Origin of the sequence: Staphylococcus coagulans, from assembly GCF_002901995.1 — a bacterium.
GTDB classification, from domain to species: Bacteria; Bacillota; Bacilli; order Staphylococcales; family Staphylococcaceae; genus Staphylococcus; species Staphylococcus coagulans.
Window position 1 is genome coordinate 1 of sequence record NZ_PPQN01000042.1, and the last position, 21,015, is coordinate 21,015.

Genomic DNA, 21,015 nt, shown 5'->3' on the forward strand with positions numbered 1-21,015 from the left:
GATGGATATCGTATTCAATCATAAAGACAAGCCTAGCACGTGTGAAGGTGTATGAATATGATGATGTCCCATCCCTTTAATAATTTATACTCTATTTTTATATGAATTATGCATGAATTATGATTTAGTTTGAGGATCCCAAACTAAAATATCATGGCCATCATCATTTTTGGCATTTAAATCTTTAAAACCATTTTTGACAAAGAAGTCCTTTGATTCAAATCTCGCAATTGCTTTAATTGGTAATTCAAATGATTTTGCATAATCAATTAATGCAGAACCATAACCTTTATCTTGATATTTTTTTAAAACTTCCAGTTTCCAAACGACGAGATAATCTTCATAATCAGGGAAATACGTTTCTTCAACTTCACCTTTTCGATATAAAGCCATCCTTGCGCCTATTTTTTCACCCACATAAATGCCGTAAAACGGTGATTCTGAGCTTGCATCAATCATTTCCCCATGTAGTTCATTCACCATATACAAATCTTTGTTACCAAAATTCTGACGAAAGTCCTCAAAAAGTTCCTCAGTTTTATAGTTAATATCGAGGTGTTCAACTTTAGTCATGTGATAACCCCCCTTTGTTTATATTAATTTAATTATAACTTATTTATTTTAATTTTTGAAGCAAGCCGTAAGATTGTCAGATGTTGATTGAAGCTTTATACTGTTATGGAATACTGTTTAAGGAGAAATGAGCATGGATTGTTTAAGTATTTCAGTTAATGAGAGGGATCAATTTATACAGCGCATCATGAAGCAAGATAACGATGTGTTGAAATTTTATGATTATGATCCAACTGAAGGGGAGAGTTTTGAGCGGCGATTGCAAGTGCCTAATAATGGAAGAGAAAAGGCAATTGCTAAAGTAATTCGCGATTATATGTCTGATTTGGTTTTATCTGATACACAAGCACGTACAATAGAAGCACTTGAAGCGGGTGCGAAAGTGGTGATTGGTGGCCAACAGGCGGGATTATTTACAGGCCCTTTATATACTTTCCATAAAATCATTTCCATTGTAGTTAAAGCAAATGAACTCGAAAATATGTATGGAGAAGCTGTTGTTCCAGTGTTTTGGATTGCCGGTGAAGATCATGATTTTGATGAAGTAAATCACACTTATGTCATGCAAGAACGTACGGGTCATTTACAGAAAGTAAAATATCATACAATGACACCACCAGAATCGAATATATCCAGATATGTACCTGACAAAGATGCTTTGAAAGACACATTACGTGCTTATTTTGAAGTTTTGCCTGAAACAAAGCATTCCAAATCACTTTATCAAAACCTCTTGCAGTGGATTGATGAAGCGACAAATTGGACAATGTTATTTAAAAAGATAATTCATGCGTGTTTTAAGTCTACGGGCTTGCTTTTAATCGATGCACAATTTGAGCCATTAAGAGAGTTAGAAAAACCACTTCTCCAATCAATCATTAAAAATCATCAAAAGCTGGACGATGCTTTTAGATTACAACAAAAAGAAACTGTGGCAGATGGTTTATCACCGATGATTCAAACAGATACAAATGTGCATATGTTTATCCATTATGAAAATCAACGCCAAATGATAAAGTATGAAGATGGGGCGTTTCGTTTGAGTAAATCTGATGTGACATTTGATGAAGCGACATTATTAGCTGAAATAGATAAAAATCCAAGCATGTTTTCAAATAATGTTGTGACTCGTCCTTTGATGGAAGAATGGCTTTTCAACACGGTTGCATTTATTGGTGGACCGAGTGAAATTAAATATTGGGCTGAGCTGCAAAAAGTCTTTCATGAAATGGACATTGAAATGCCAATTGTATTACCGCGAATGCGCATGACTTACCTCTCACCAAAAGTTGAAAAATTATTGGAAACATATGACTTGGATTTAAGCGAGGTCATTGCTGAAGGTACAGCATCAGCGAAAGCACGCTTTATACGAGCTCAAGCTTCAGATGAAGTTTTAAACGAAATCGCACGTATGCGTGAACAGCAAATCGAATTTTATAAGAAATTAGATGCTATTGTTGGGGAATCAGAAGACAATCATAAGTTGCTAAAGAAAAACCATCAAATTCATACACATCAATATGATTATTTAAAAGCGCGTTATTTAAAAAACATTGAGCGGGAAAATGAAATTAGCATGCGCCATTTTCATATTTTGTCACAAACACTCCATCCAATGGGGGGCTTACAAGAACGTGTTTGGAATCCTCTCCAATTATTGAATCAATTTGGGATAGATATGTTCACATCCTCCACCTTCCCTCCACTTCACTACACATTTGAGCAAATCATTATAAAAACATGATAATATCAAGCTTTTGATAGTGGTTCGATTGAGTCGAACCACTGTTTTTTTATGTCGAATTTGATAAATTTTGGAGATTTTTACAGAATTAGTGGAGGATAGTGGGGAGATGTGGTAAATTATATTTAAGGTGAGGTGAGATAAAATGTTCATGGGCGAATATGAAAATAAATTGGACGCTAAAGGCCGTATGATAGTTCCATCTAAATTTCGTTATGACTTAAATGAACGTTTTATTATCACTAGAGGCCTTGATAAGTGTTTATTCGGTTACACACTTGAAGAATGGCAAACCATTGAAGAAAAAATGAAAGCCTTACCTATGACAAAACGAGACGCACGTAAATTTATGCGTATGTTCTTCTCTGGTGCGATTGAAGTGGAAATTGATAAACAAGGGAGAATTAATATCCCAGCAAAATTAAGAGAGTATGCAAATCTTGATAAAGAGTGTACGGTCATCGGTGTTTCAAATCGTATTGAAATATGGGACCGAGATACTTGGAATGCTTTCTATGATGAGTCTGAAGAAAGTTTTGAAGAAATTGCAGAAGACTTAATCGATTTTGATTTTTAAATTGGAGGGTTCGCGGTGTTTCACCACATTAGCGTGTTATTAAAAGAAACAGTAGATCAACTGAATATTAAAGAAAATGGCATCTATGTTGATTGCACGTTAGGTGGCGCAGGGCACTCGCAATATCTCTTGAGCCAGTTATCTGATGAAGGTCGTTTAATTGCGATTGATCAAGATATTACGGCAATTCAACATGCAGAAGAAAAATTACAGCAAGACATTCACAAAGTGACTTTTGTACATAATAATTTTAGAAATTTAGCACAAATTTTAGCGGATTTGAATATTGAAAAAGTAGATGGGATTCTTTATGATCTCGGCGTTTCAAGCCCTCAACTCGATATACCTGAACGTGGATTTAGCTACCAACATAATGCAAAACTTGATATGAGAATGGATCAATCTCAATCTCTTTCCGCCTACGAAGTTGTCAACACGTGGCCGTACGAAGCGTTAGTGAAAATCTTTTTTCGTTATGGGGAAGAAAAATTTTCAAAGCAAATCGCAAGGAAAATTGAAAGTAAACGTGAACAAAGACCGATTGAAACAACTTTTGACCTTGTTGATTGCATTAAAGAAGGCATTCCTGCAAAAGCAAGGCGAAAAGGGGGACACCCAGCGAAACGTGTTTTTCAAGCGATTCGTATTGCAGTAAATGATGAACTGTCAGCATTTGAAGACTCGTTAGAACAAGCAATTGAGCATGTTAAAGTAAACGGTCGCATTTCAGTCATTACATTCCATTCATTAGAAGATCGATTATGTAAACAAATATTTCAAGAATATGAAAAAGGGCCAGAAGTACCGCGTGGGCTTCCGGTAATCCCAGACGCCTATACGCCAAAGCTCAAACGAGTCAATAGAAAACCTATAGTAGCAAGTGATGTAGATTTAGAGGATAACAATCGAGCAAGAAGTGCCAAACTTCGAGTGGCAGAAATTTTAAAATAGAGAGGCGAGAGAGATATGGCTGTAGAAAGAATTTATGATGCTTATCAACCACAAGTTGAAGAACAACCTAAATTAAGACCGCAAAAAAAGCAAGCGACACATAAACAAACAGTTACAAAGAAAGTTACCGTTAAATTAACACGCTTTGAAAAAATGTTATACATAGCACTTATTACAATTATTGCCGCTATTAGTATCTATATGCTATCTTTAAAAATGGATGCTTACGATACAAGAGGCAAAATTGCAGATTTAGATCAAAAAATTGAAAAACAATCCAGTCAAAATAGCGCATTAAAGTCAGAAACTATGAAAAATGCTTCGTATCAACGCATATATGAAAAAGCCGAAAAACAAGGTATGAGTTTAAAGAACGACAATATAAAGGTAGTGCGTAAAGATGGCGAAACGAAAAATTAAGATTAAAAAAAATAAGCTAGGAGCAGTCCTCCTGATGAGTTTTTTCGGGCTGCTCTTTTTTCTATTGATTTTAAGATATAGTTTTATTATGTTAACCGGCCATTCGTCTGGCGAAGATCTAATTGTACGCGCCAATGAAAAATATTTAGCACATTTAGATCAGGATGCCGAACGAGGAAAGATTTATGACCGAAATAACAAAGTGCTTGCAGAAGATGTCGATAGGTTTAGATTAGCGGCTGTTTTGGATAAAAGGGCGAGTAAAGACTCTAAAAAACCAAGACATGTAGTTGATAAGAAAAAAACAGCAAAAGTCCTCGCTAAAGTCATTGATATGCCTGAAAAAGAAATTGAAAAACGACTTAATAATAAAAAAGCGTTCCAAGTTGAATTTGGACGAGCAGGGCAAAACTTAACTTATCATGACAAAGAAATCATTGAGAAAGCCAATTTGCCGGGTATTACGTTATATCCTGAAGTTCAACGATTTTATCCGAATGGTAACTTTGCTTCACATTTAGTAGGGATGGCCCAAAAGGATCCTGATACAGGTGAGTTAAAAGGTGCACTTGGTGTAGAGAAAATTTTTGATAGCTATTTATCAGGTAAAAAAGGTCATTCCTCTTTTACAAAAGATATTTGGGGTTATATTATTCCAAATTCAAAAAATGAAGTTGCACCTAAACGTGGTGATGATGTACATTTGACGATTGATTCAAATATTCAAGTGTTTGTCGAAGAAGCACTTGATGATATGGTCAAACATTATGCCCCAAAAGATGTGTTCGCAGTCGTTATGGATGCTAAAACAGGAGAAATTTTAGCCTATAGCCAACGACCTACTTTTAATCCAGATACAGGTGAAGATTTTGGAAAGAAATGGGCAAATGACTTATATCAAAATACGTATGAACCGGGTTCTACATTTAAAAGTTTTGGTTTAGCAGCAGCTATTCAAGAAGGAAAGTTCAAACCAAATGATAAATATGAATCAGGATACAGAGATATTGAAGGCTCACGTATTTATGACTGGAACAAAAAAGGGTGGGGCAAAATTAGTATGAGTTTAGGTTTTACATACTCATCTAACACCCTCATGATGACACTTCAAGATCTTGTGGGTGCTGACAAAATGCAATCTTGGTACGAAAAATTTGGTTTTGGAAAATCCACAGGTAGCCTATTTGATGGTGAACAAAAAGGGAATATTGCTTGGGAAAACAAGTTAATGCAAAAAACATCAGCGTTCGGTCAATCAACAACAGTGACGCCTGCGCAAATGTTGCAAGCTCAATCCGCATTTTTTAACAAAGGTGAAATGTTACGCCCTTATTTTATTCAATCCATTATGAACCCAGTTTCTAATCAAACATTCTTTGAGGGTAAACGTGAGGTAGCGGGTAAACCGATTACGCCTGAAACTGCGAAAAAAGTGGATAAACAATTGGATGAAGTCGTGAACAGTGAAGATAGTCACGCTAAAAACTATCGTATCGATGGCTATCGTATCGGCGGTAAAACAGGAACTGCCCAAGTTGCCGATCCGGACAATGGCGGTTATGTCAAAGGGCCTAACCCATACTTTGTAAGCTTTATGGGACACGCACCAAGCAACAATCCACGTGTCGTTGTTTATGCCGGTATGAGTCTCGCTCAAAAAAATGACCAAGAAGCATACGAAATGGGTGTCAGCAAAGCTTTTAATCCAATCATGAAACACACTTTACAATATTTAAACGTTGATAACAATGAAGTGAATGACAAATCAACAATCAATAAAGTGCCAGATGTTAAAAATAGTAATGTGCAACGTGCCGAAGACGAAATTAAAGGTAAAAAATTGAATCCAGTCGTTATCGGTAATGGGGATAAAGTGATTAACCAAAGTCCTTCTTCAAACGCAAAACTATTACCTAACAGTCATGTATTACTGATGACAGATGGTGATATGACAATGCCAGATATGACAGGTTGGACACGTGATGATATTATTGCATTTGAGTCATTAACAGGTATTGAAGTCAAAGTTAAAGGTAGCGGATTTGTAAAATCACAATCTCAGTCTCCACAATCTGCAATTGATAAGAAAAGCAAAATTGAAGTTTCGCTTGAGTCTGAAAATACAGAATAGCTGAATGGAAGAACTATCATTATTGAATAAGGCGAACATTGGAGTGAGGAGAGGACAAGGGCTTGAAATCCTTTCCTTCATCTCCGCCTTGTAAAATATGATTGTTTAGATTTAAGTTAAATGAAGGTAAAAAATGAATGAAAGATAGAGGAGAATAATATGGGAATTTTCAGCGCAATCATCGCATTTATCATTACTGCAGTTTTAGTTCCAATACTCATACCAACTTTAAAGAGGATGAAATTTGGACAAAGTATTCGTGAAGAAGGTCCTCAAAGTCATATGAAGAAAACAGGTACACCAACGATGGGTGGATTAACATTTTTAATTGGTGCAATTGTTACAACGATTATTGCAAGTGTATTTGTAGAACCAGCAAGTCCGTTGCTGTTACTGCTCTTTGTCACAATTGGTTTTGGCTTAATTGGCTTTATTGACGACTATATCATTGTAGTGAAGAAAAACAATCAAGGTTTAACAAGTAAACAGAAGTTTTTAGCACAAATCGCTATCGCAGTTATATTTTTTGTCGTGGCAAAAGTGTTTAATGCATTTGACTTCTCAACTAATCTGAATTTACCTTTCACGGATATCAGTATTCCTTTATCGTATGCCTATGTTATATTTATCATTTTTTGGCAAGTTGGTTTTTCTAATGCAGTAAATCTAACTGACGGCTTAGACGGATTAGCCACAGGTCTTTCTATTATTGGATTTACAATTTATGCAATTATGAGTTTCGTATTAGAGCAACCTTCAATTGGTGTATTTTGTATGATTATGGTTGCCGCGCTTGCAGGCTTTTTGCCTTATAATATTAATCCTGCAAAAGTGTTTATGGGAGATACAGGTAGCTTGGCATTAGGCGGTATTTTCGCGACGATTTCAATTATGTTGAATCAAGAATTGTCACTCTTATTAGTTGGGTTTGTTTTTGTCATTGAAACTTTATCAGTAATGATACAAGTGACATCTTTTAAATTAACAGGTAAACGTATATTTAAAATGAGTCCACTTCATCATCACTTTGAACTTGTTGGTTGGAGCGAATGGAAAGTCGTTACTGTATTTTGGTCAGTAGGTTTAATTACAGGCTTAATTGGCTTGTGGATTGGAGTGAGTTAATTGATTAACTATACAGGGCTAAAGGGTAAAAAAGTACTCGTTATTGGGTTAGCAAAAAGTGGCTACGAAGCTGCTAAGTTATTACATCGTCTTGGTGCAGAGGTCACGGTTAATGATGGGAATGACGTTTCGCAAGACGCGCATGCTAGAGATTTAGAAGATATGGGGATTAATATTGTGAGTGGTTCGCATCCACTGGCCTTATTAGATGAAGCCCCAATTATTTTTAAAAACCCGGGAATACCGTATACAGTCCCAATTATCCAAGAAGCACAGAAACAAGGATTGAAAGTCTTAACAGAAGTTGAATTAAGTTATTTAATTTCTGAAGCTCCGATTATTGGGATTACAGGAACAAACGGAAAAACGACGGTCACTTCGTTGATTGGTGACATGTTTAGTAAAAGTAGAGAAAATGGCAGACTAGCAGGAAATATTGGCTATGTTGCTTCAAAAGTCGCTCAAGAAGTACGTGCAGATGAATATCTCGTTACAGAGCTGTCCTCATTTCAATTGTTAGGTATTGAGCATTACCGCCCGCATATCGCGATTATTACAAATATCTACTCAGCACATCTTGATTTCCATGAAAATCTTGAAAATTATCAAAATGCTAAAAAGCGTATTTTTCAGAACCAAACAGAAAGTGACTATTTGATTTTCAATTATCATCAACGCCATTTGATTGATGTCTCAAAAGTTAAAGCAAAAATTTTATATTTTTCTACACAACATGAAGTTGAAGGTATTTATGTAAAAGATCAATATATTGTCTATAATGGCGTTCGTATTATTCATTTGGATGACATCGTATTGCCAGGCGAACATAACCTTGAAAATATTTTAGCGGCTGTTATGGCTGCGATATTAGCAGGTGTGTCAGTAAGCGCGATTATTCAGTCATTAACTACTTTTTCAGGCATCGAACACCGCTTGCAGTATATCGGTAATAATAAAACGAATAAATATTACAATGACTCTAAAGCAACGAATACGTTAGCGACTCAATTTGCTTTAAATTCATTTAAGCAACCTATTATTTGGTTGTGTGGTGGTTTAGACCGAGGCAATGATTTTGATGATTTAATTCCTTATATGTCGAATGTTAGAGTTATGGTAACCTTTGGTGAAACGCAAGAAAAGTTTGTTAAACTAGGAGAGAGTCAAGGCAAATACGTAATCCGAGCAGTAGATGTTTCAGATGCTGTCGCTAAAGTACAAGATATTATTGAGCCAAACGATGTTGTATTATTATCACCAGCATGTGCAAGTTGGGATCAATATGATACCTTTGAACAGCGCGGTGAGAACTTTATTAAAGCGTTTCGTGAACATTTGCCATCACATTAAAGGATGTGACATTGTATGACGGAAAATAAGGTACCAAGAATTGATAATGAATATTTAAAAGAAAAACGTAAGAAGCAATTGGTAAAACGCCGGCGTAGGCAACGGTACATCGTTATTGTTTTACTCATTGTAGTCATACTGATTCTCTTATATATGTTTACACCGATAAGTAAAATTAAAGATGCTGAAATACATGGAAACCATTATATTTCTGATCAAGAAATCACAAAAGCACTAAAAATTAATAAGCACCCAAGAATTTATGCTTATGCTGCGAGTGACGCGGAACAAAGAATTGAAAAAGAAGATTTAGTCGATACCGTTTCTATTCATAAAGGTTTGTTTAATCATCTCACAGTTGACGTTAAAGAACATGAAATTATTGGTGTAACTTCTGAGAAATCTAAAACGGTGCCTATTATTGAAAGTGGCAAAGTGTTAAAAGATTATAAAGGAGAAATACCGAATGAAGCCCCATACTTGGAAGGATTCAAAGGCGATGATAAAAAAGATATCATCACAGCGCTTCACAAAATGGATCGCACAACACGGGGACAAATTTCAGAAATTGTAAGTACACCGCAAAAAAATCAACCGGATTTGATTAAACTTTATATGAGAGATGGCATTGAAGTGGTAGGTAAGATTAAAACTATAGCCGATAAACTCAAGTATTATCCAAGCATGTCTCAAGCATTAGAAAAAGATGAATCGGGTCATTTGAAAAAATCTGGATTCATAGATTTATCAGTGGGTGCTACATTTATACCTTATGAAAATGTTAAAAATGAAAAAGGCAGTTCGGCAAGTGCGAAAGAAGTTCAAAGTGGCACAGCAATTGAAGATGAAGCAAAAGACGATTTGCAAAAAGCGTTAAATAAAATTAAAGATGATAAAGACGACAAAGATAACAGTGATAGCGAAGAAACAAAAGACAACCCCAAAGATTCCTAAGCAAGATTAAAAAAGCGATGATTTGAATTGAAATCGTAGCATTAGCCTTTTTCAATTCAATCATTTGCTGTCGTCATTGACTCAAAAAATGAGAATATACTTGTAGTCATTTGTGTTGTTTGATAAAAGGATTTGGATGAATTTAATTCAAAATATGCTTGCGAATTCATATTCTTAAAAAATGAAGTGCAATATTTGAATTATATTTTTTAAATCTCCTACTAAAGTCTTATGAAAAAGTTGAAAATCCAATGTGTTTATAGTTCACATTGATAGTTTGTTATTGTACACTTATAATAGTGTAATTATGTAAAGAAATGTCAGGAGGTGCCTATCTATGGAAGAGCATTATTATGTTAGTGTAGATATCGGCTCATCAAGCGTGAAAGCGATTGTTGGTGAAAAATTTCATAACGGAATTAATGTGATAGGTACAGGGCAGACCTATACGAGTGGAATTAAAAATGGTTTGATTGATGATTTTGATATTGCAAAACAAGCGATAAAAGACACAATTAAGAAAGCATCAATAGCATCAAGCGTTGATATTAAAGAAGTTTTTTTAAAGTTACCCATTGTAAGTACAGAGGTTTTTGATGAAACAAACAAAATTGAGTTTCACAAAGATACAGAAATTAATGGGACACATATTGAAGAAGTACTCGACGGTATTCGTGAGAAAAATGCCGAACCTGGAACGGATGTCATTAATACGTTCCCAATTCGATTTATTGTTGATGATGACAATGAAGTTTCTGATCCGAAAGAACTTGTCGCACGTCATTCACTTCAAGTGGATGCTGGTGTCATCGCGATCAATAAATCCATTTTAATTAATACGATTAAATGTGTTGAATCTTGTGGCGTAGATGTTTTAGATGTCTATTCAGATTCACTCAACTATCGTTCGGTTTTAACACCTACTGAACGCGAACTTGGTGCTTGCGTCATCGATATTGGTGAAGATCTTACACAAATTGCATTTTATGAACGCGGTGAATTAGTTGATGCAGATGTCGTCTTTAAGGCGGGACGTCGCATTACAGAAGACATCGCAAAATTTTTAAACACTACATATGAAACAGCTGAGAAGATTAAGCAACAATATGGACATGCATTTTATGACTCAGCTTCAGATCAAGATGTATTCAGTGTTGAACAGCTTGATTCTGATGAACCTGCACAATTCACTCAAAAAGAATTAAGTGATGCGATTGAAGCACGTGTAGAAGAAATATTCTTTGATGTTTTTGATATTTTAGCAGAATTAGGATTAAACAAAGTAAACGGTGGTTTTGTCGTAACCGGTGGCTCTGCTAACTTACTAGGTGTAAAAGAATTACTACAGGATATGGTCAGCGAAAAAGTGCGTATTCATACACCGTCACAAATGGGAGTAAGAAAACCAGAATTTTCTTCAGCAATTTCGACAATTTCTAGTAGTATTGCTTTCGATGAGTTATTAGATTATGTTACAATAAGTAATCATGATAATGAAGAAATTGAAGAAGAGATTATTGAAAGCGATTCAAAACGACAAGAACCTAAAGTAGGTGGATTTGAATCATTTTTCAAGAAAAAATCGAAAAAACAACCACAAGAAACTTCAAAATCAGAACATGTTGAAGAAGATACTTCGGTAGAGGTATTTGAAGACGATGTAGACCGAAATGAACAAGCGCAACCAAAACAAGAAGAGAGCAAGTTTAAAAAGATAATGAAATCACTGTTTGATTGATTGGCTACAAAGATTAGGAGGAAATTTAAATGTTAGAATTTGAACAAGGATTTAATCATTTAGCGACACTTAAAGTCATCGGTGTCGGCGGTGGCGGTAACAACGCTGTGAATCGAATGATTGACCACGGTATGAACAACGTTGAATTTATTGCAATTAATACGGATGGACAAGCTTTAAACTTATCTAAAGCAGAATCTAAAATCCAAATTGGTGAAAAACTTACACGTGGCTTAGGTGCAGGTGCTAACCCTGAAATCGGTAAAAAAGCTGCCGAAGAGTCAAGAGAGCAAATTGAAGATGCCATTCAAGGTGCAGATATGGTGTTTGTTACTGCCGGTATGGGTGGCGGTACTGGAACAGGTGCTGCGCCAGTTGTAGCCAAAATCGCTAAAGAAATGGGTGCATTAACAGTCGGGGTTGTAACGCGTCCATTTGGCTTTGAAGGCCGTAAACGTCAAACACAAGCAGCCGCTGGTGTTGAAGCAATGAAAGCAGCAGTTGATACATTAATCGTTATTCCGAACGATCGTTTATTAGATATCGTTGATAAGTCTACACCAATGATGGAAGCATTCAAAGAAGCAGATAACGTATTACGTCAAGGTGTTCAAGGTATTTCTGACTTAATCGCTGTATCTGGTGAAGTTAACCTTGACTTTGCAGACGTTAAAACTATTATGTCTAACCAAGGTTCAGCATTGATGGGTATCGGTGTGTCATCAGGTGAAAACAGAGCAGTAGAAGCTGCTAAAAAAGCGATTTCTTCTCCATTACTTGAGACTTCAATTGTGGGTGCGCAAGGTGTGTTAATGAATATCACTGGTGGCGAATCATTATCACTATTTGAAGCACAAGAAGCTGCTGATATTGTTCAAGATGCAGCAGATGAAGATGTTAACATGATCTTCGGTACGGTGATTAACCCTGAGCTACAAGATGAAATTGTAGTAACAGTGATTGCGACTGGTTTTGAAGATAAGCCATCATCTCATGCACGTAAACAAGGTCATTCTGGTTTTGGCGCAAGTGCATCACAAACTGCGCCAAAAGAATCAAGTTTCGGTAGCCACAATGCACCAGCAACTTCTCAAGAAAAAGAAGTTGAAAGCGGACGTAGTCATACAACAGCGGACGATGATATTCCAAGCTTCATTCGTAACAGAGAAGAAAGACGTTCAAGAAGAACACGTCGTTAATTGTGTATACGTTGATATATGAAATACACTTAAATGTGTAGTGAACTGCTAGGACAATTGTCATTTCTTCATTGTCCTAGCTTTTTTAATGGCATCTTAATTTAAAGCGCTTTACATTTATTCATAAAGGAGTGATTTTTATGGATTTATTCGTTGAAAAACCGCATCATCTCAGTTATCAGCCTAGTTTAGGACATGGTGTTCATATTGGTATAACAACACGACAAGGTGGTTTAAGTGCTTATCCTTCTGATGCCTTTAACATGGCAAGATATGTTGAAGACAAAGCTGAAAACATTACAAAGCATCAAGAAATGCTGGGTCAAGAAATAGGTTTTTCCCCTGAAAACTGGGTTTTTCCAATTCAAACGCATGAAGCTAAAGTATTAGAAGTATCAAAAGAGGATCGAGGTAAAAATATAGAAGCATTATCGAATGATGTATTATTCGGTGTGGATGGGTTATATACGTATGATACAGATACGGTTTTAACTATGTGCTTTGCAGACTGTGTACCGATTTATTTTTACAGTCCAAAACATCATTATATTGCGCTAGCACACGCTGGATGGCGTGGGACAGTAGCAACGATTGTGCACCGTGTACTAGATCAGTTTCCTTTTGATTATAAAGATATTTATGTGGTGATTGGGCCTGCGACATCGAATAGTTATGAGATTAACGATGATATATTGAAAAAATTTCAAAACTTGCCTATCCCAATTGAGGCATATGTTGAGACGAGAGATACAGACAGACACGGCATCGACTTGAAATATGCCAATCAATTGTTATGTGAGTATTATGGCGTTCCTAAAGCAAATATATATCGTACCGATTATTCGACATCCAAAGACTTAGAACGTTTCTTTTCGTATCGTGTAGAAAAAGGTAATACGGGAAGAATGTTAGCATTTATTGGTCAATCATCGAATGAAAGAGGGGATGAATAAATGTCAGTAAAATCGAATTTAGAGGAAATCCAACAAGAGATACGAGAACACGCACATCAGAGAGACGACGAAACATTACCAAACGTGATTGCAGTGACGAAATATGTTACAATAGAGCGAGCTATAGAAGCATATGAAGCTGGTCTTCGGCACTTTGGTGAAAATCGTATTGAAGGCTTTTTGGAAAAGAAAGCAGCATTACCTGATGATGTAAAAATGCATTTTATCGGTTCATTACAATCGCGTAAAGTGAAAGATGTCATCGATGAAATAGACTATTTACATGCATTAGATCGTCAAAGTTTAGCCAAAGAGATTAGCAAACGTGCACATCATGAAATTAAATGCTTTGTCCAAGTGAATGTCTCAGGCGAAACATCGAAACATGGTATATCGCTTGATGACGTCATTCCATTTATTGAAATGTTAAAAGACTATCGTTATATTCATGTTGTCGGATTAATGACAATGGCACCTTATACTGACGATACAGCATACTTAAAATCAATTTTCGAAAAACTTAAAATTAAACGCGATGAAGTCCAAGCAATGAATCTAACACATGCGCCATGTACCGAATTATCAATGGGTATGAGCAATGATTTCCATATTGCTACGGAAGCAGGTGCGACATTTGTGAGAATTGGAACGCGTCTAGTAGGAAAAGAGGAGTGAATCCATTGGCTATTAAAGATCTGTTTAACGGTTTTTTCTCAATCGAAGAAGATGATGATGAATTCATTGAAGAAGAAGAGCGTCGTCAAGAACGTGAGCAGCAATCACATAATGCACAGCAACCGGCAAAACAGCAAAGTGAGAGACCTCGTGCAATTCAATCTGTGCCTAATAAACGACAAACTACGCGTATGAAGTCTTCTCAAAATGATAAGCAATACCAAGTTGCACAAAAACAAGAGCAAGGGAATGTGGTGAGTATGAATCAAGCCCAAGAGAATTATCAAAGTGGTAATTCAAAAATGTGTTTATTTGAACCACGCGTATTTTCAGATACACAGGATATTGCAGACGAGTTGAAAAACCGTCGTGCAACACTTGTTAATCTTCAACGCATTGACCCAGTATCAGCAAAACGTATCATAGACTTTTTAAGTGGTACAGTTTATGCTATCGGAGGAGATATACAACGTGTGGGTGCAGATATTTTTCTATGTACACCTGACAATGTCGAAGTTGCAGGTAGTATTACAGATCATATCGAATCCATGGGAAATCATTATGAATAAGGGAGAATTCTATGAGTATACAGTTAATCACGACAATCTTTAATTTTCTTTTATTTTTGGTCGAAGCTTATACGTTTGGTATGATTATTTATATTTTCATGTCTTGGCTTCCAGGCGCACGTGAAAGTGTCGTAGGGCGCTTTATGGCTAAAATATATGAGCCTTTTTTAGAACCATTTAGAAGAATTATACCGCCACTCGGTTTTATTGATATATCACCGATTGTCGCATTTATCGTACTGAATTTATTTCAACGTGGACTTCGATCCATTTTTAATTTAATCATTAATCATTTTTATTAGTATGAGTATACCGACAAGGACGTATGTCTCATGAATGAAAAATGTACTGTGTTTCAAATTACTGAGATTGTCGATAATCTTATTTGTTTCGACATGTATTAGAAGTGTGTTGTATGAATCACATATCACTAATTCAATATTTTGTTTAAGCGTTTCTCAATAGCGTATTGAGAAACGTTTTTGACATTTTAAGAAGAAATGAAGAGCGTAATTTTCTCATAATGAGATAATCAAGGTACTTTAGATTATCATTAGCCATTTACCATTAATCAGTATTACGCTATCGGTCAAATAAGCTTAACTCAAGTGATATATATAAGACGTTGAACAGAAATCCAGCTGATTTCGTAGTTCAACGTCTTTTTTAGTTTGTGCGTTTAATCATGAATTGATGGGTGTGAACGACACTTTTGCTATCAATCATTAAAGAACTTGAAGTTAATGAATTGAATGAGAAGCTTCTTCTTTATTAAAATGCGAAATTAATGATAAAATTAATAGGAAATATATTATTCGTGACTTATTTAATTGAAGCGCGATGAAAATGGATGTATTAATATGAAAAGGAGTTCCATCTTTGGATATTTATCAACATTTTAGACCTGAGGAACATGAACAAATCGATTATTTATTAGATAAAGTAAGGCAGGCTGAAACACAGTATGCGCCTGTGTTAACACACTTTTTAGATCCACGTGGTCAATATATGTTGCAAGTGATTGTAGGTAGTTTTAGTGATTTGCATGTGACTTTTAATGGTGGACATCAAGCTGAAAGGTGCCGTGCTGTAATTGCGCCGACTTATTTTGAACCCACTTTGGATGATTTTGAAATCAGTTTAATTGAAATCGACTATCCTTCAAAATTTGTGACGATTCAACATCAACATGTTTTAGGAACATTAATGTCATTAGGGATTGAACGTGAACAAGTGGGTGATATTATTGTTGCGAATCGAATACAATTCGTTTTGACAAAACAACTGGAATCGTATATCATGTTAGAATTAACACGTATTAAAGGGGCTACGATTAAACTTAATGTTATCCCGTTTGAAGATATGGTACAATCAGAAGCGTATTGGGAGACACATGAAGCAACAGTCAGTGCAACACGCCTTGATGTCGTTTTAAAAGAAATGATCAGAAAGTCACGTACCATAGCGAAAACTTATATTCAACGTAAGCGTGTCAAAGTCAACCACACATCGATTGAGGCAGCTGATTTTCAGCTTCAAGCTGGGGATTTATTATCGATACAAGGATATGGACGCGCTAAAGTGGTTGAAATAGGGAGTCGTACTAAAAAAGATAAACTAAGAATCACCTATCAAACTTTATTTAAATAGTGTATGATGGAGGAGGGCAATTTATGGCTTTTACACCAAGCGAGATTAAAAATAAATCGTTTACGCGTATTAAAAATGGCTTTGAACCTGAAGAAGTTGAACAATATTTAGAACAGTTGAGTCAAGAACTTGAGCGTTTAAGAGAAGATAAAAAGCAATTAGAAAATGTGTTAAAAGAACGCGACTCACATATTCAATCTTTTAAAGATGTTGAAAAATCAGTCGGAGAAGCAATTGTGAGTGCCCAAAGAGCGGCAGATGAAACCAAAGCAGCTGCACAAAAAGAGCATGATGCGATGATTCAAAAAGCTCAAGCAGAGGCAAATCGAATTGTAAACGATGGTTTAGAAAAAGCACGTCGTTTATCTTTCCAAACTGAAGATATGAAGCGACAATCGAAAATTTTCCGTTCTCGCTTTAGAATGCTTGTTGAAGCGCAGCTAGATTTATTAAAAAATGATGATTGGGACTATCTCCTTAATTATGATTTAGATGCGCAACAAGTAACTGAGGAAAACTTCCAACATTTAAACCAACAAGATATCACAGCACAAGAGCAACAGGCTGCTCAAAATAACAATGAGAAGCCACAATCAGATGAAAACGAAACAACACAATCTAAAGATGAAACAGACAAGTAAGAAAAGATAAGCATGGATACAGCGAATTAGGGAGAGTGAGAGCCTAATAGATGTCCTTTTCTTATATCACTGTTTTGTTGAATATTAATAAATTTTTGAGAGAACTCTAAGCTGAGTTAATCAGGGTGGTACCGCGGTCAGTCCGTCCCTGTTATTGAGCTTAGAGTTCTTTTTCAGTTAAAGGAGTGTAATGTCAAATGGACTACAAAGATACTTTATTAATGCCAAAAACAGATTTTCCTATGCGTGGGGGTCTTCCTAATAAAGAACCTCAAATTCAACAAAAATGGAAAGAGCAAGATTTGTATCATAAAATTCTTAAGAAAAATGAAGGGAATCCGTCATACATTTTGCATGATGGTCCACCGTATGCAAACGGAAGCGTTCATATGGGGCACGCTTTAAATAAAATTTTGAAAGACTTCATTACGCGCTATAAATCGATGCAAGGTTTCTATACACCGTATGTTCCAGGTTGGGATACACATGGTTTACCAATCGAACAAGCATTAACTAAAAAAGGCGTAAAACGTAAAGAAATGTCAATTTCAGAATTTCGTGATCGTTGCCAAGCTTTCGCTATGGAACAAATTGAAATTCAGAAAAAAGACTTTGAGCGTTTAGGTATTAATGGCGATTTCCAAAATCCTTATATTACATTGAAACCTGAATTTGAAGCAGCTCAAATTCGTTTATTCGGTGAAATGGCAGATAAAGGTCTAATTTATAAAGGGAAAAAACCGGTTTATTGGTCACCTTCTAGTGAATCATCATTAGCAGAAGCAGAGATTGAATATCATGATAAACGTTCTGCATCCATCTACGTTGCTTTTGATGTTAAAGACGGAAAAGGTGTTGTTGATGAAGACGCTAAATTTATTATTTGGACAACAACGCCTTGGACACTACCATCTAATGTTGCGATTACTGTTCATCCTGAATTAACTTATGTCCAAATGAATGTAAATGGGACGAAGTATATTATTGCAGAAGCACTTGTTGATAGTGTTGTGGAGCAATTAGGTTGGGATAAAGAGACAATTGTACGTGAGCAAGATTTTAAAGGCTCAGAGCTTGAGTATGTTGAGGCACAACATCCTTTCATTGACCGTATTTCCTTAGTCATCAACGGTGAACATGTCACTACAGATGCGGGTACAGGATGTGTTCATACTGCACCTGGACATGGTGAAGATGACTATATCGTTGGTCAAAAATATGGTTTAGATGTGATTAGTCCTGTCGATGCTAAAGGTGTGTTCACAGCAGAAGCAGGTCAGTTTGAAGGTATGTTTTATGATAAAGCTAACAAAGCTATTACAGAATTGTTAACTGAAAAAGGTGCTTTATTGAAACTCGAATTTATTACACATAGTTACCCTCACGATTGGCGTACGAAAAAACCAGTTATTTTCCGTGCAACACCACAATGGTTTGCATCAATTTCGAAAGTACGTCAAGATATTTTAGATGCGATTGATAATACGCAATTCAAAGTTGAGTGGGGTAAAACACGTATTTATAACATGATTCGTGACCGTGGTGAGTGGGTCATTTCGCGTCAACGTGTTTGGGGTGTGCCTTTACCAGTTTTTTATGCTGAAAATGGCGACATCATTATGACAAAAGAAACGGTGTACCACGTTGCGGATTTATTTGAAAAACACGGTTCAAATATCTGGTTTGAAAAAGATGCGAAAGACTTATTACCTGAAGGATTTACTCATCCTGGCAGTCCAAAAGGTGTGTTTACTAAAGAAGAAGATATCATGGATGTGTGGTTTGACTCAGGTTCTTCTCATAGAGGCGTACTTGAAACACGTCCTGAGCTTAGTTTTCCAGCTGACTTATACTTAGAAGGTAGTGACCAATATCGCGGTTGGTTTAACTCATCAATTACAACAGCTGTCGCAACGCGTGGTGTGGCACCTTACAAAATGTTACTTTCTCATGGTTTCGTGATGGATGGAGAAGGTAAAAAGATGAGTAAATCATTAGGAAATGTGACTGCCCCAGATACAGTTGTAAAACAAAAAGGTGCAGATATCGCACGTCTTTGGGTAAGTTCGGTTGACTATCTTGCAGATGTTCGTATTTCTGATGAGATTCTTAAGCAAGTGGCGGATGTTTACCGTAAAATCAGAAACACATTACGTTTCTTATTAGGTAATGTGAATGATTTTAATCCTACAACAGATCGCATTGCAGAAGCCGATTTATTGGAAGTGGATCGTTATGTTTTACATCGCTTAAGAGAATTTACAGCGAGCACTTTAGATCATTATGAGCACTTTGATTACCTTGATATTTATCAAGAAGTTCAAAACTTTATTAATGTTGAACTTAGTAACTTCTACTTAGATTATGGTAAAGACATTTTATATATTGAAAAACGTGACGCACACAAACGTCGTAGTATGCAAACTGTACTTTTCGAGATTTTAGTTAATATGACAAAATTACTAGCACCGATTATTCCACATACAGCAGATGAAGTTTGGTCACATATTGAACATGTTGAAGAAGAAAGTGTACATTTAACGAATATGCCTGAAAAAGAAGCTGTAGATCAAGCCTTGCTTGATAAATGGGGCCAATTTATGGCACTGCGTGATGACGTTAACCGTGCATTAGAAGCAGCGAGAAATGAAAAAACAATTGGTAAATCTTTAGAAGCAAAAGTAAAAATTGGTAATAGCCCTTCATTTGATACAGTTGAATTTTTAGAAGGCTTTGAAGATTTACATCAACTCTTTATCGTTTCTCAAGTCGAAGTTGTGGATGCACCTCAAGGTGAAGTTTATCAACATGGAACAATCGAAATCGTTCATGCAGAAGGTCAAAAATGTGAACGTTGTTGGAATTATAGTAAATCTTTAGGTACAGTTGCTGGCTTATCTGGATTATGTCCACGATGCCAAGCGGTTGTGAAGACACTATAAGTTAACGTTGGCTTAAAGACAGGAGTCATTTGGCAGTAATTCGATGCATTCTGTTAACTAAAGTCGCCTTATTTAAAAATCAAATATAGCTCACACTATTAACCTTCTAATAACACAAAAATGTTATTGGGAGGTTAATTTATGAAAAAGTAAGCTTCATCTATTTGAATCTATTTTTTCATTATTGTTTTAATTATTCCTTTCGTTTTGAAACAAAGTGGTTATTCAACTTTCACTAATGACGTGTATTTTATTAAGTAAATAGAGAGTATCGTTTACCGTACTTTTTTATATCGTGTTATAATGTAACGGTGATTAAAAGAAAGGAAAAATAATATGAAACGACAATATTATCTCGGGCTTTCAATATTGATAGTGGTTTTGATTTTGATTGCCGATCAAGTAACTAAATTTGTGATTCGGACACAAATGGCAGTAGGTGAATCATTTAATGTGATTCCTCACTTTTTATCTATCACATCACATCGAAATAATGGCGCAGCTTGGGGCATATTAAGTGGTAAAATCACATTCTTTTACATTATTACAGTCATCATTCTCATTGCTTTAGTTGTATTTTTTATTAAAGAAGCTAAAAATCAAATGATGATGCAAATTGCGATAAGCTTACTTTTTGCGGGTGCATTAGGTAATTTTATTGATCGCGTCCGTACAGGAGAAGTTGTAGACTTTGTAGATACGGTCATATTTGGATATGATTTCCCAATTTTTAATATTGCTGATGCAAGTTTAACGATAGGTGTTATTTTGCTTGTGATTATATTACTTAAAGATCAGAACCAAAAAGGTGAGGTGTAAC

General features: G+C 35.8%; 19 protein-coding genes. 18 read left to right on the forward strand and 1 reads right to left on the reverse strand.

What is annotated here, in order from left to right:
- Positions 1–117: 117 nt before the first annotated feature.
- Complete coding sequence (locus CD118_RS08900; protein ID WP_050331310.1) at positions 118–573, reverse strand: N-acetyltransferase; 456 nt, start codon at positions 571–573, stop codon at positions 118–120.
- A 133-nt stretch (positions 574–706) separates the two neighbouring features.
- Here CD118_RS08900 and bshC point away from each other — a divergent pair, with 133 nt between their 5' ends.
- From bshC to lspA, 18 genes are all read left to right on the forward strand, one after another.
- Positions 707–2,320, forward strand: coding sequence for a bacillithiol biosynthesis cysteine-adding enzyme BshC (gene bshC / locus CD118_RS08905; RefSeq protein WP_050345779.1), 1,614 nt, complete (start codon positions 707–709; stop codon positions 2,318–2,320).
- Positions 2,321–2,465: 145 nt separating this feature from the next.
- Positions 2,466–2,897 carry a division/cell wall cluster transcriptional repressor MraZ gene (gene mraZ / locus CD118_RS08910; protein WP_050331308.1) on the forward strand — a complete coding sequence of 144 codons (432 nt, stop codon included), beginning with the start codon at positions 2,466–2,468 and terminating at the stop codon, positions 2,895–2,897.
- Between the two features lie 15 nt (positions 2,898–2,912).
- Complete coding sequence (gene rsmH / locus CD118_RS08915; RefSeq protein ID WP_103356584.1) at positions 2,913–3,848, forward strand: 16S rRNA (cytosine(1402)-N(4))-methyltransferase RsmH; 936 nt, start codon at positions 2,913–2,915, stop codon at positions 3,846–3,848.
- Positions 3,849–3,863: 15 nt separating this feature from the next.
- The gene (gene ftsL / locus CD118_RS08920; protein WP_050331306.1) at positions 3,864–4,268 is read left to right on the forward strand and encodes a cell division protein FtsL; all 405 of its coding nucleotides are present in this window, start codon (positions 3,864–3,866) and stop codon (positions 4,266–4,268) included.
- Positions 4,249–6,399, forward strand: a complete 2,151-nt coding sequence (locus CD118_RS08925; RefSeq protein WP_103356585.1) for a penicillin-binding protein — start codon at positions 4,249–4,251, stop codon at positions 6,397–6,399. The genes ftsL and CD118_RS08925 overlap by 20 nt, the downstream gene beginning before the upstream one ends.
- 159 nt (positions 6,400–6,558) lie before the next feature.
- Complete coding sequence (gene mraY / locus CD118_RS08930) at positions 6,559–7,524, forward strand: phospho-N-acetylmuramoyl-pentapeptide-transferase (protein WP_016424824.1); 966 nt, start codon at positions 6,559–6,561, stop codon at positions 7,522–7,524.
- Complete coding sequence (gene murD, locus CD118_RS08935) at positions 7,525–8,874, forward strand: UDP-N-acetylmuramoyl-L-alanine--D-glutamate ligase (RefSeq protein ID WP_050331302.1); 1,350 nt, start codon at positions 7,525–7,527, stop codon at positions 8,872–8,874.
- 15 nt (positions 8,875–8,889) lie between these two features.
- A complete protein-coding gene (locus CD118_RS08940; protein ID WP_050345775.1) occupies positions 8,890–9,828 on the forward strand; it encodes a cell division protein FtsQ/DivIB in 939 nt (312 codons plus the stop codon).
- A 337-nt stretch (positions 9,829–10,165) separates the two neighbouring features.
- On the forward strand, positions 10,166–11,566 hold the full coding sequence (gene ftsA / locus CD118_RS08945; protein ID WP_050331299.1) for a cell division protein FtsA: 1,401 nt from the start codon (positions 10,166–10,168) through the stop codon (positions 11,564–11,566).
- Positions 11,567–11,595: 29 nt separating this feature from the next.
- The gene (gene ftsZ / locus CD118_RS08950; RefSeq protein ID WP_050331297.1) at positions 11,596–12,765 is read left to right on the forward strand and encodes a cell division protein FtsZ; all 1,170 of its coding nucleotides are present in this window, start codon (positions 11,596–11,598) and stop codon (positions 12,763–12,765) included.
- Between the two features lie 140 nt (positions 12,766–12,905).
- The gene (gene pgeF, locus CD118_RS08955; protein ID WP_050331295.1) at positions 12,906–13,718 is read left to right on the forward strand and encodes a peptidoglycan editing factor PgeF; all 813 of its coding nucleotides are present in this window, start codon (positions 12,906–12,908) and stop codon (positions 13,716–13,718) included.
- Positions 13,719–14,393, forward strand: a complete 675-nt coding sequence (locus CD118_RS08960; protein ID WP_050331293.1) for a YggS family pyridoxal phosphate-dependent enzyme — start codon at positions 13,719–13,721, stop codon at positions 14,391–14,393.
- A gap of 5 nt (positions 14,394–14,398) precedes the next feature.
- The gene (locus CD118_RS08965) at positions 14,399–14,962 is read left to right on the forward strand and encodes a cell division protein SepF (protein ID WP_050331291.1); all 564 of its coding nucleotides are present in this window, start codon (positions 14,399–14,401) and stop codon (positions 14,960–14,962) included.
- An 11-nt stretch (positions 14,963–14,973) separates the two neighbouring features.
- Positions 14,974–15,264: a YggT family protein gene (locus CD118_RS08970; protein WP_060830060.1), complete on the forward strand. Its 291-nt coding sequence runs from the start codon at positions 14,974–14,976 to the stop codon at positions 15,262–15,264.
- A 577-nt stretch (positions 15,265–15,841) separates the two neighbouring features.
- Positions 15,842–16,612, forward strand: a complete 771-nt coding sequence (locus tag CD118_RS08975) for a YlmH family RNA-binding protein (RefSeq protein ID WP_103356586.1) — start codon at positions 15,842–15,844, stop codon at positions 16,610–16,612.
- A gap of 23 nt (positions 16,613–16,635) precedes the next feature.
- Entirely contained in the window at positions 16,636–17,253 is a 618-nt protein-coding gene (locus CD118_RS08980) for a DivIVA domain-containing protein (RefSeq protein WP_050331278.1), read from the forward strand.
- 197 nt (positions 17,254–17,450) lie between these two features.
- Complete coding sequence (ileS, locus tag CD118_RS08985) at positions 17,451–20,195, forward strand: isoleucine--tRNA ligase (protein ID WP_103356587.1); 2,745 nt, start codon at positions 17,451–17,453, stop codon at positions 20,193–20,195.
- Positions 20,196–20,531: 336 nt separating this feature from the next.
- Complete coding sequence (lspA, locus tag CD118_RS08990) at positions 20,532–21,014, forward strand: signal peptidase II (protein ID WP_050331274.1); 483 nt, start codon at positions 20,532–20,534, stop codon at positions 21,012–21,014.
- Position 21,015 lies beyond the last annotated feature (1 nt).

Coding starts and splice junctions, on each gene's coding strand:
- CD118_RS08900 (WP_050331310.1), bottom strand. CDS start 573: ATGACTAAAGTTGAACACCTCGATATTAACTATAAAACTGAGGAACTT.
- bshC (WP_050345779.1), top strand. CDS start 707: ATGGATTGTTTAAGTATTTCAGTTAATGAGAGGGATCAATTTATACAG.
- mraZ (WP_050331308.1), top strand. CDS start 2,466: ATGTTCATGGGCGAATATGAAAATAAATTGGACGCTAAAGGCCGTATG.
- ftsL (WP_050331306.1), top strand. CDS start 3,864: ATGGCTGTAGAAAGAATTTATGATGCTTATCAACCACAAGTTGAAGAA.
- CD118_RS08925 (WP_103356585.1), top strand. CDS start 4,249: ATGGCGAAACGAAAAATTAAGATTAAAAAAAATAAGCTAGGAGCAGTC.
- mraY (WP_016424824.1), top strand. CDS start 6,559: ATGGGAATTTTCAGCGCAATCATCGCATTTATCATTACTGCAGTTTTA.
- CD118_RS08940 (WP_050345775.1), top strand. CDS start 8,890: ATGACGGAAAATAAGGTACCAAGAATTGATAATGAATATTTAAAAGAA.
- ftsA (WP_050331299.1), top strand. CDS start 10,166: ATGGAAGAGCATTATTATGTTAGTGTAGATATCGGCTCATCAAGCGTG.
- ftsZ (WP_050331297.1), top strand. CDS start 11,596: ATGTTAGAATTTGAACAAGGATTTAATCATTTAGCGACACTTAAAGTC.
- pgeF (WP_050331295.1), top strand. CDS start 12,906: ATGGATTTATTCGTTGAAAAACCGCATCATCTCAGTTATCAGCCTAGT.
- CD118_RS08960 (WP_050331293.1), top strand. CDS start 13,719: ATGTCAGTAAAATCGAATTTAGAGGAAATCCAACAAGAGATACGAGAA.
- CD118_RS08970 (WP_060830060.1), top strand. CDS start 14,974: ATGAGTATACAGTTAATCACGACAATCTTTAATTTTCTTTTATTTTTG.
- CD118_RS08980 (WP_050331278.1), top strand. CDS start 16,636: ATGGCTTTTACACCAAGCGAGATTAAAAATAAATCGTTTACGCGTATT.
- ileS (WP_103356587.1), top strand. CDS start 17,451: ATGGACTACAAAGATACTTTATTAATGCCAAAAACAGATTTTCCTATG.
- lspA (WP_050331274.1), top strand. CDS start 20,532: ATGAAACGACAATATTATCTCGGGCTTTCAATATTGATAGTGGTTTTG.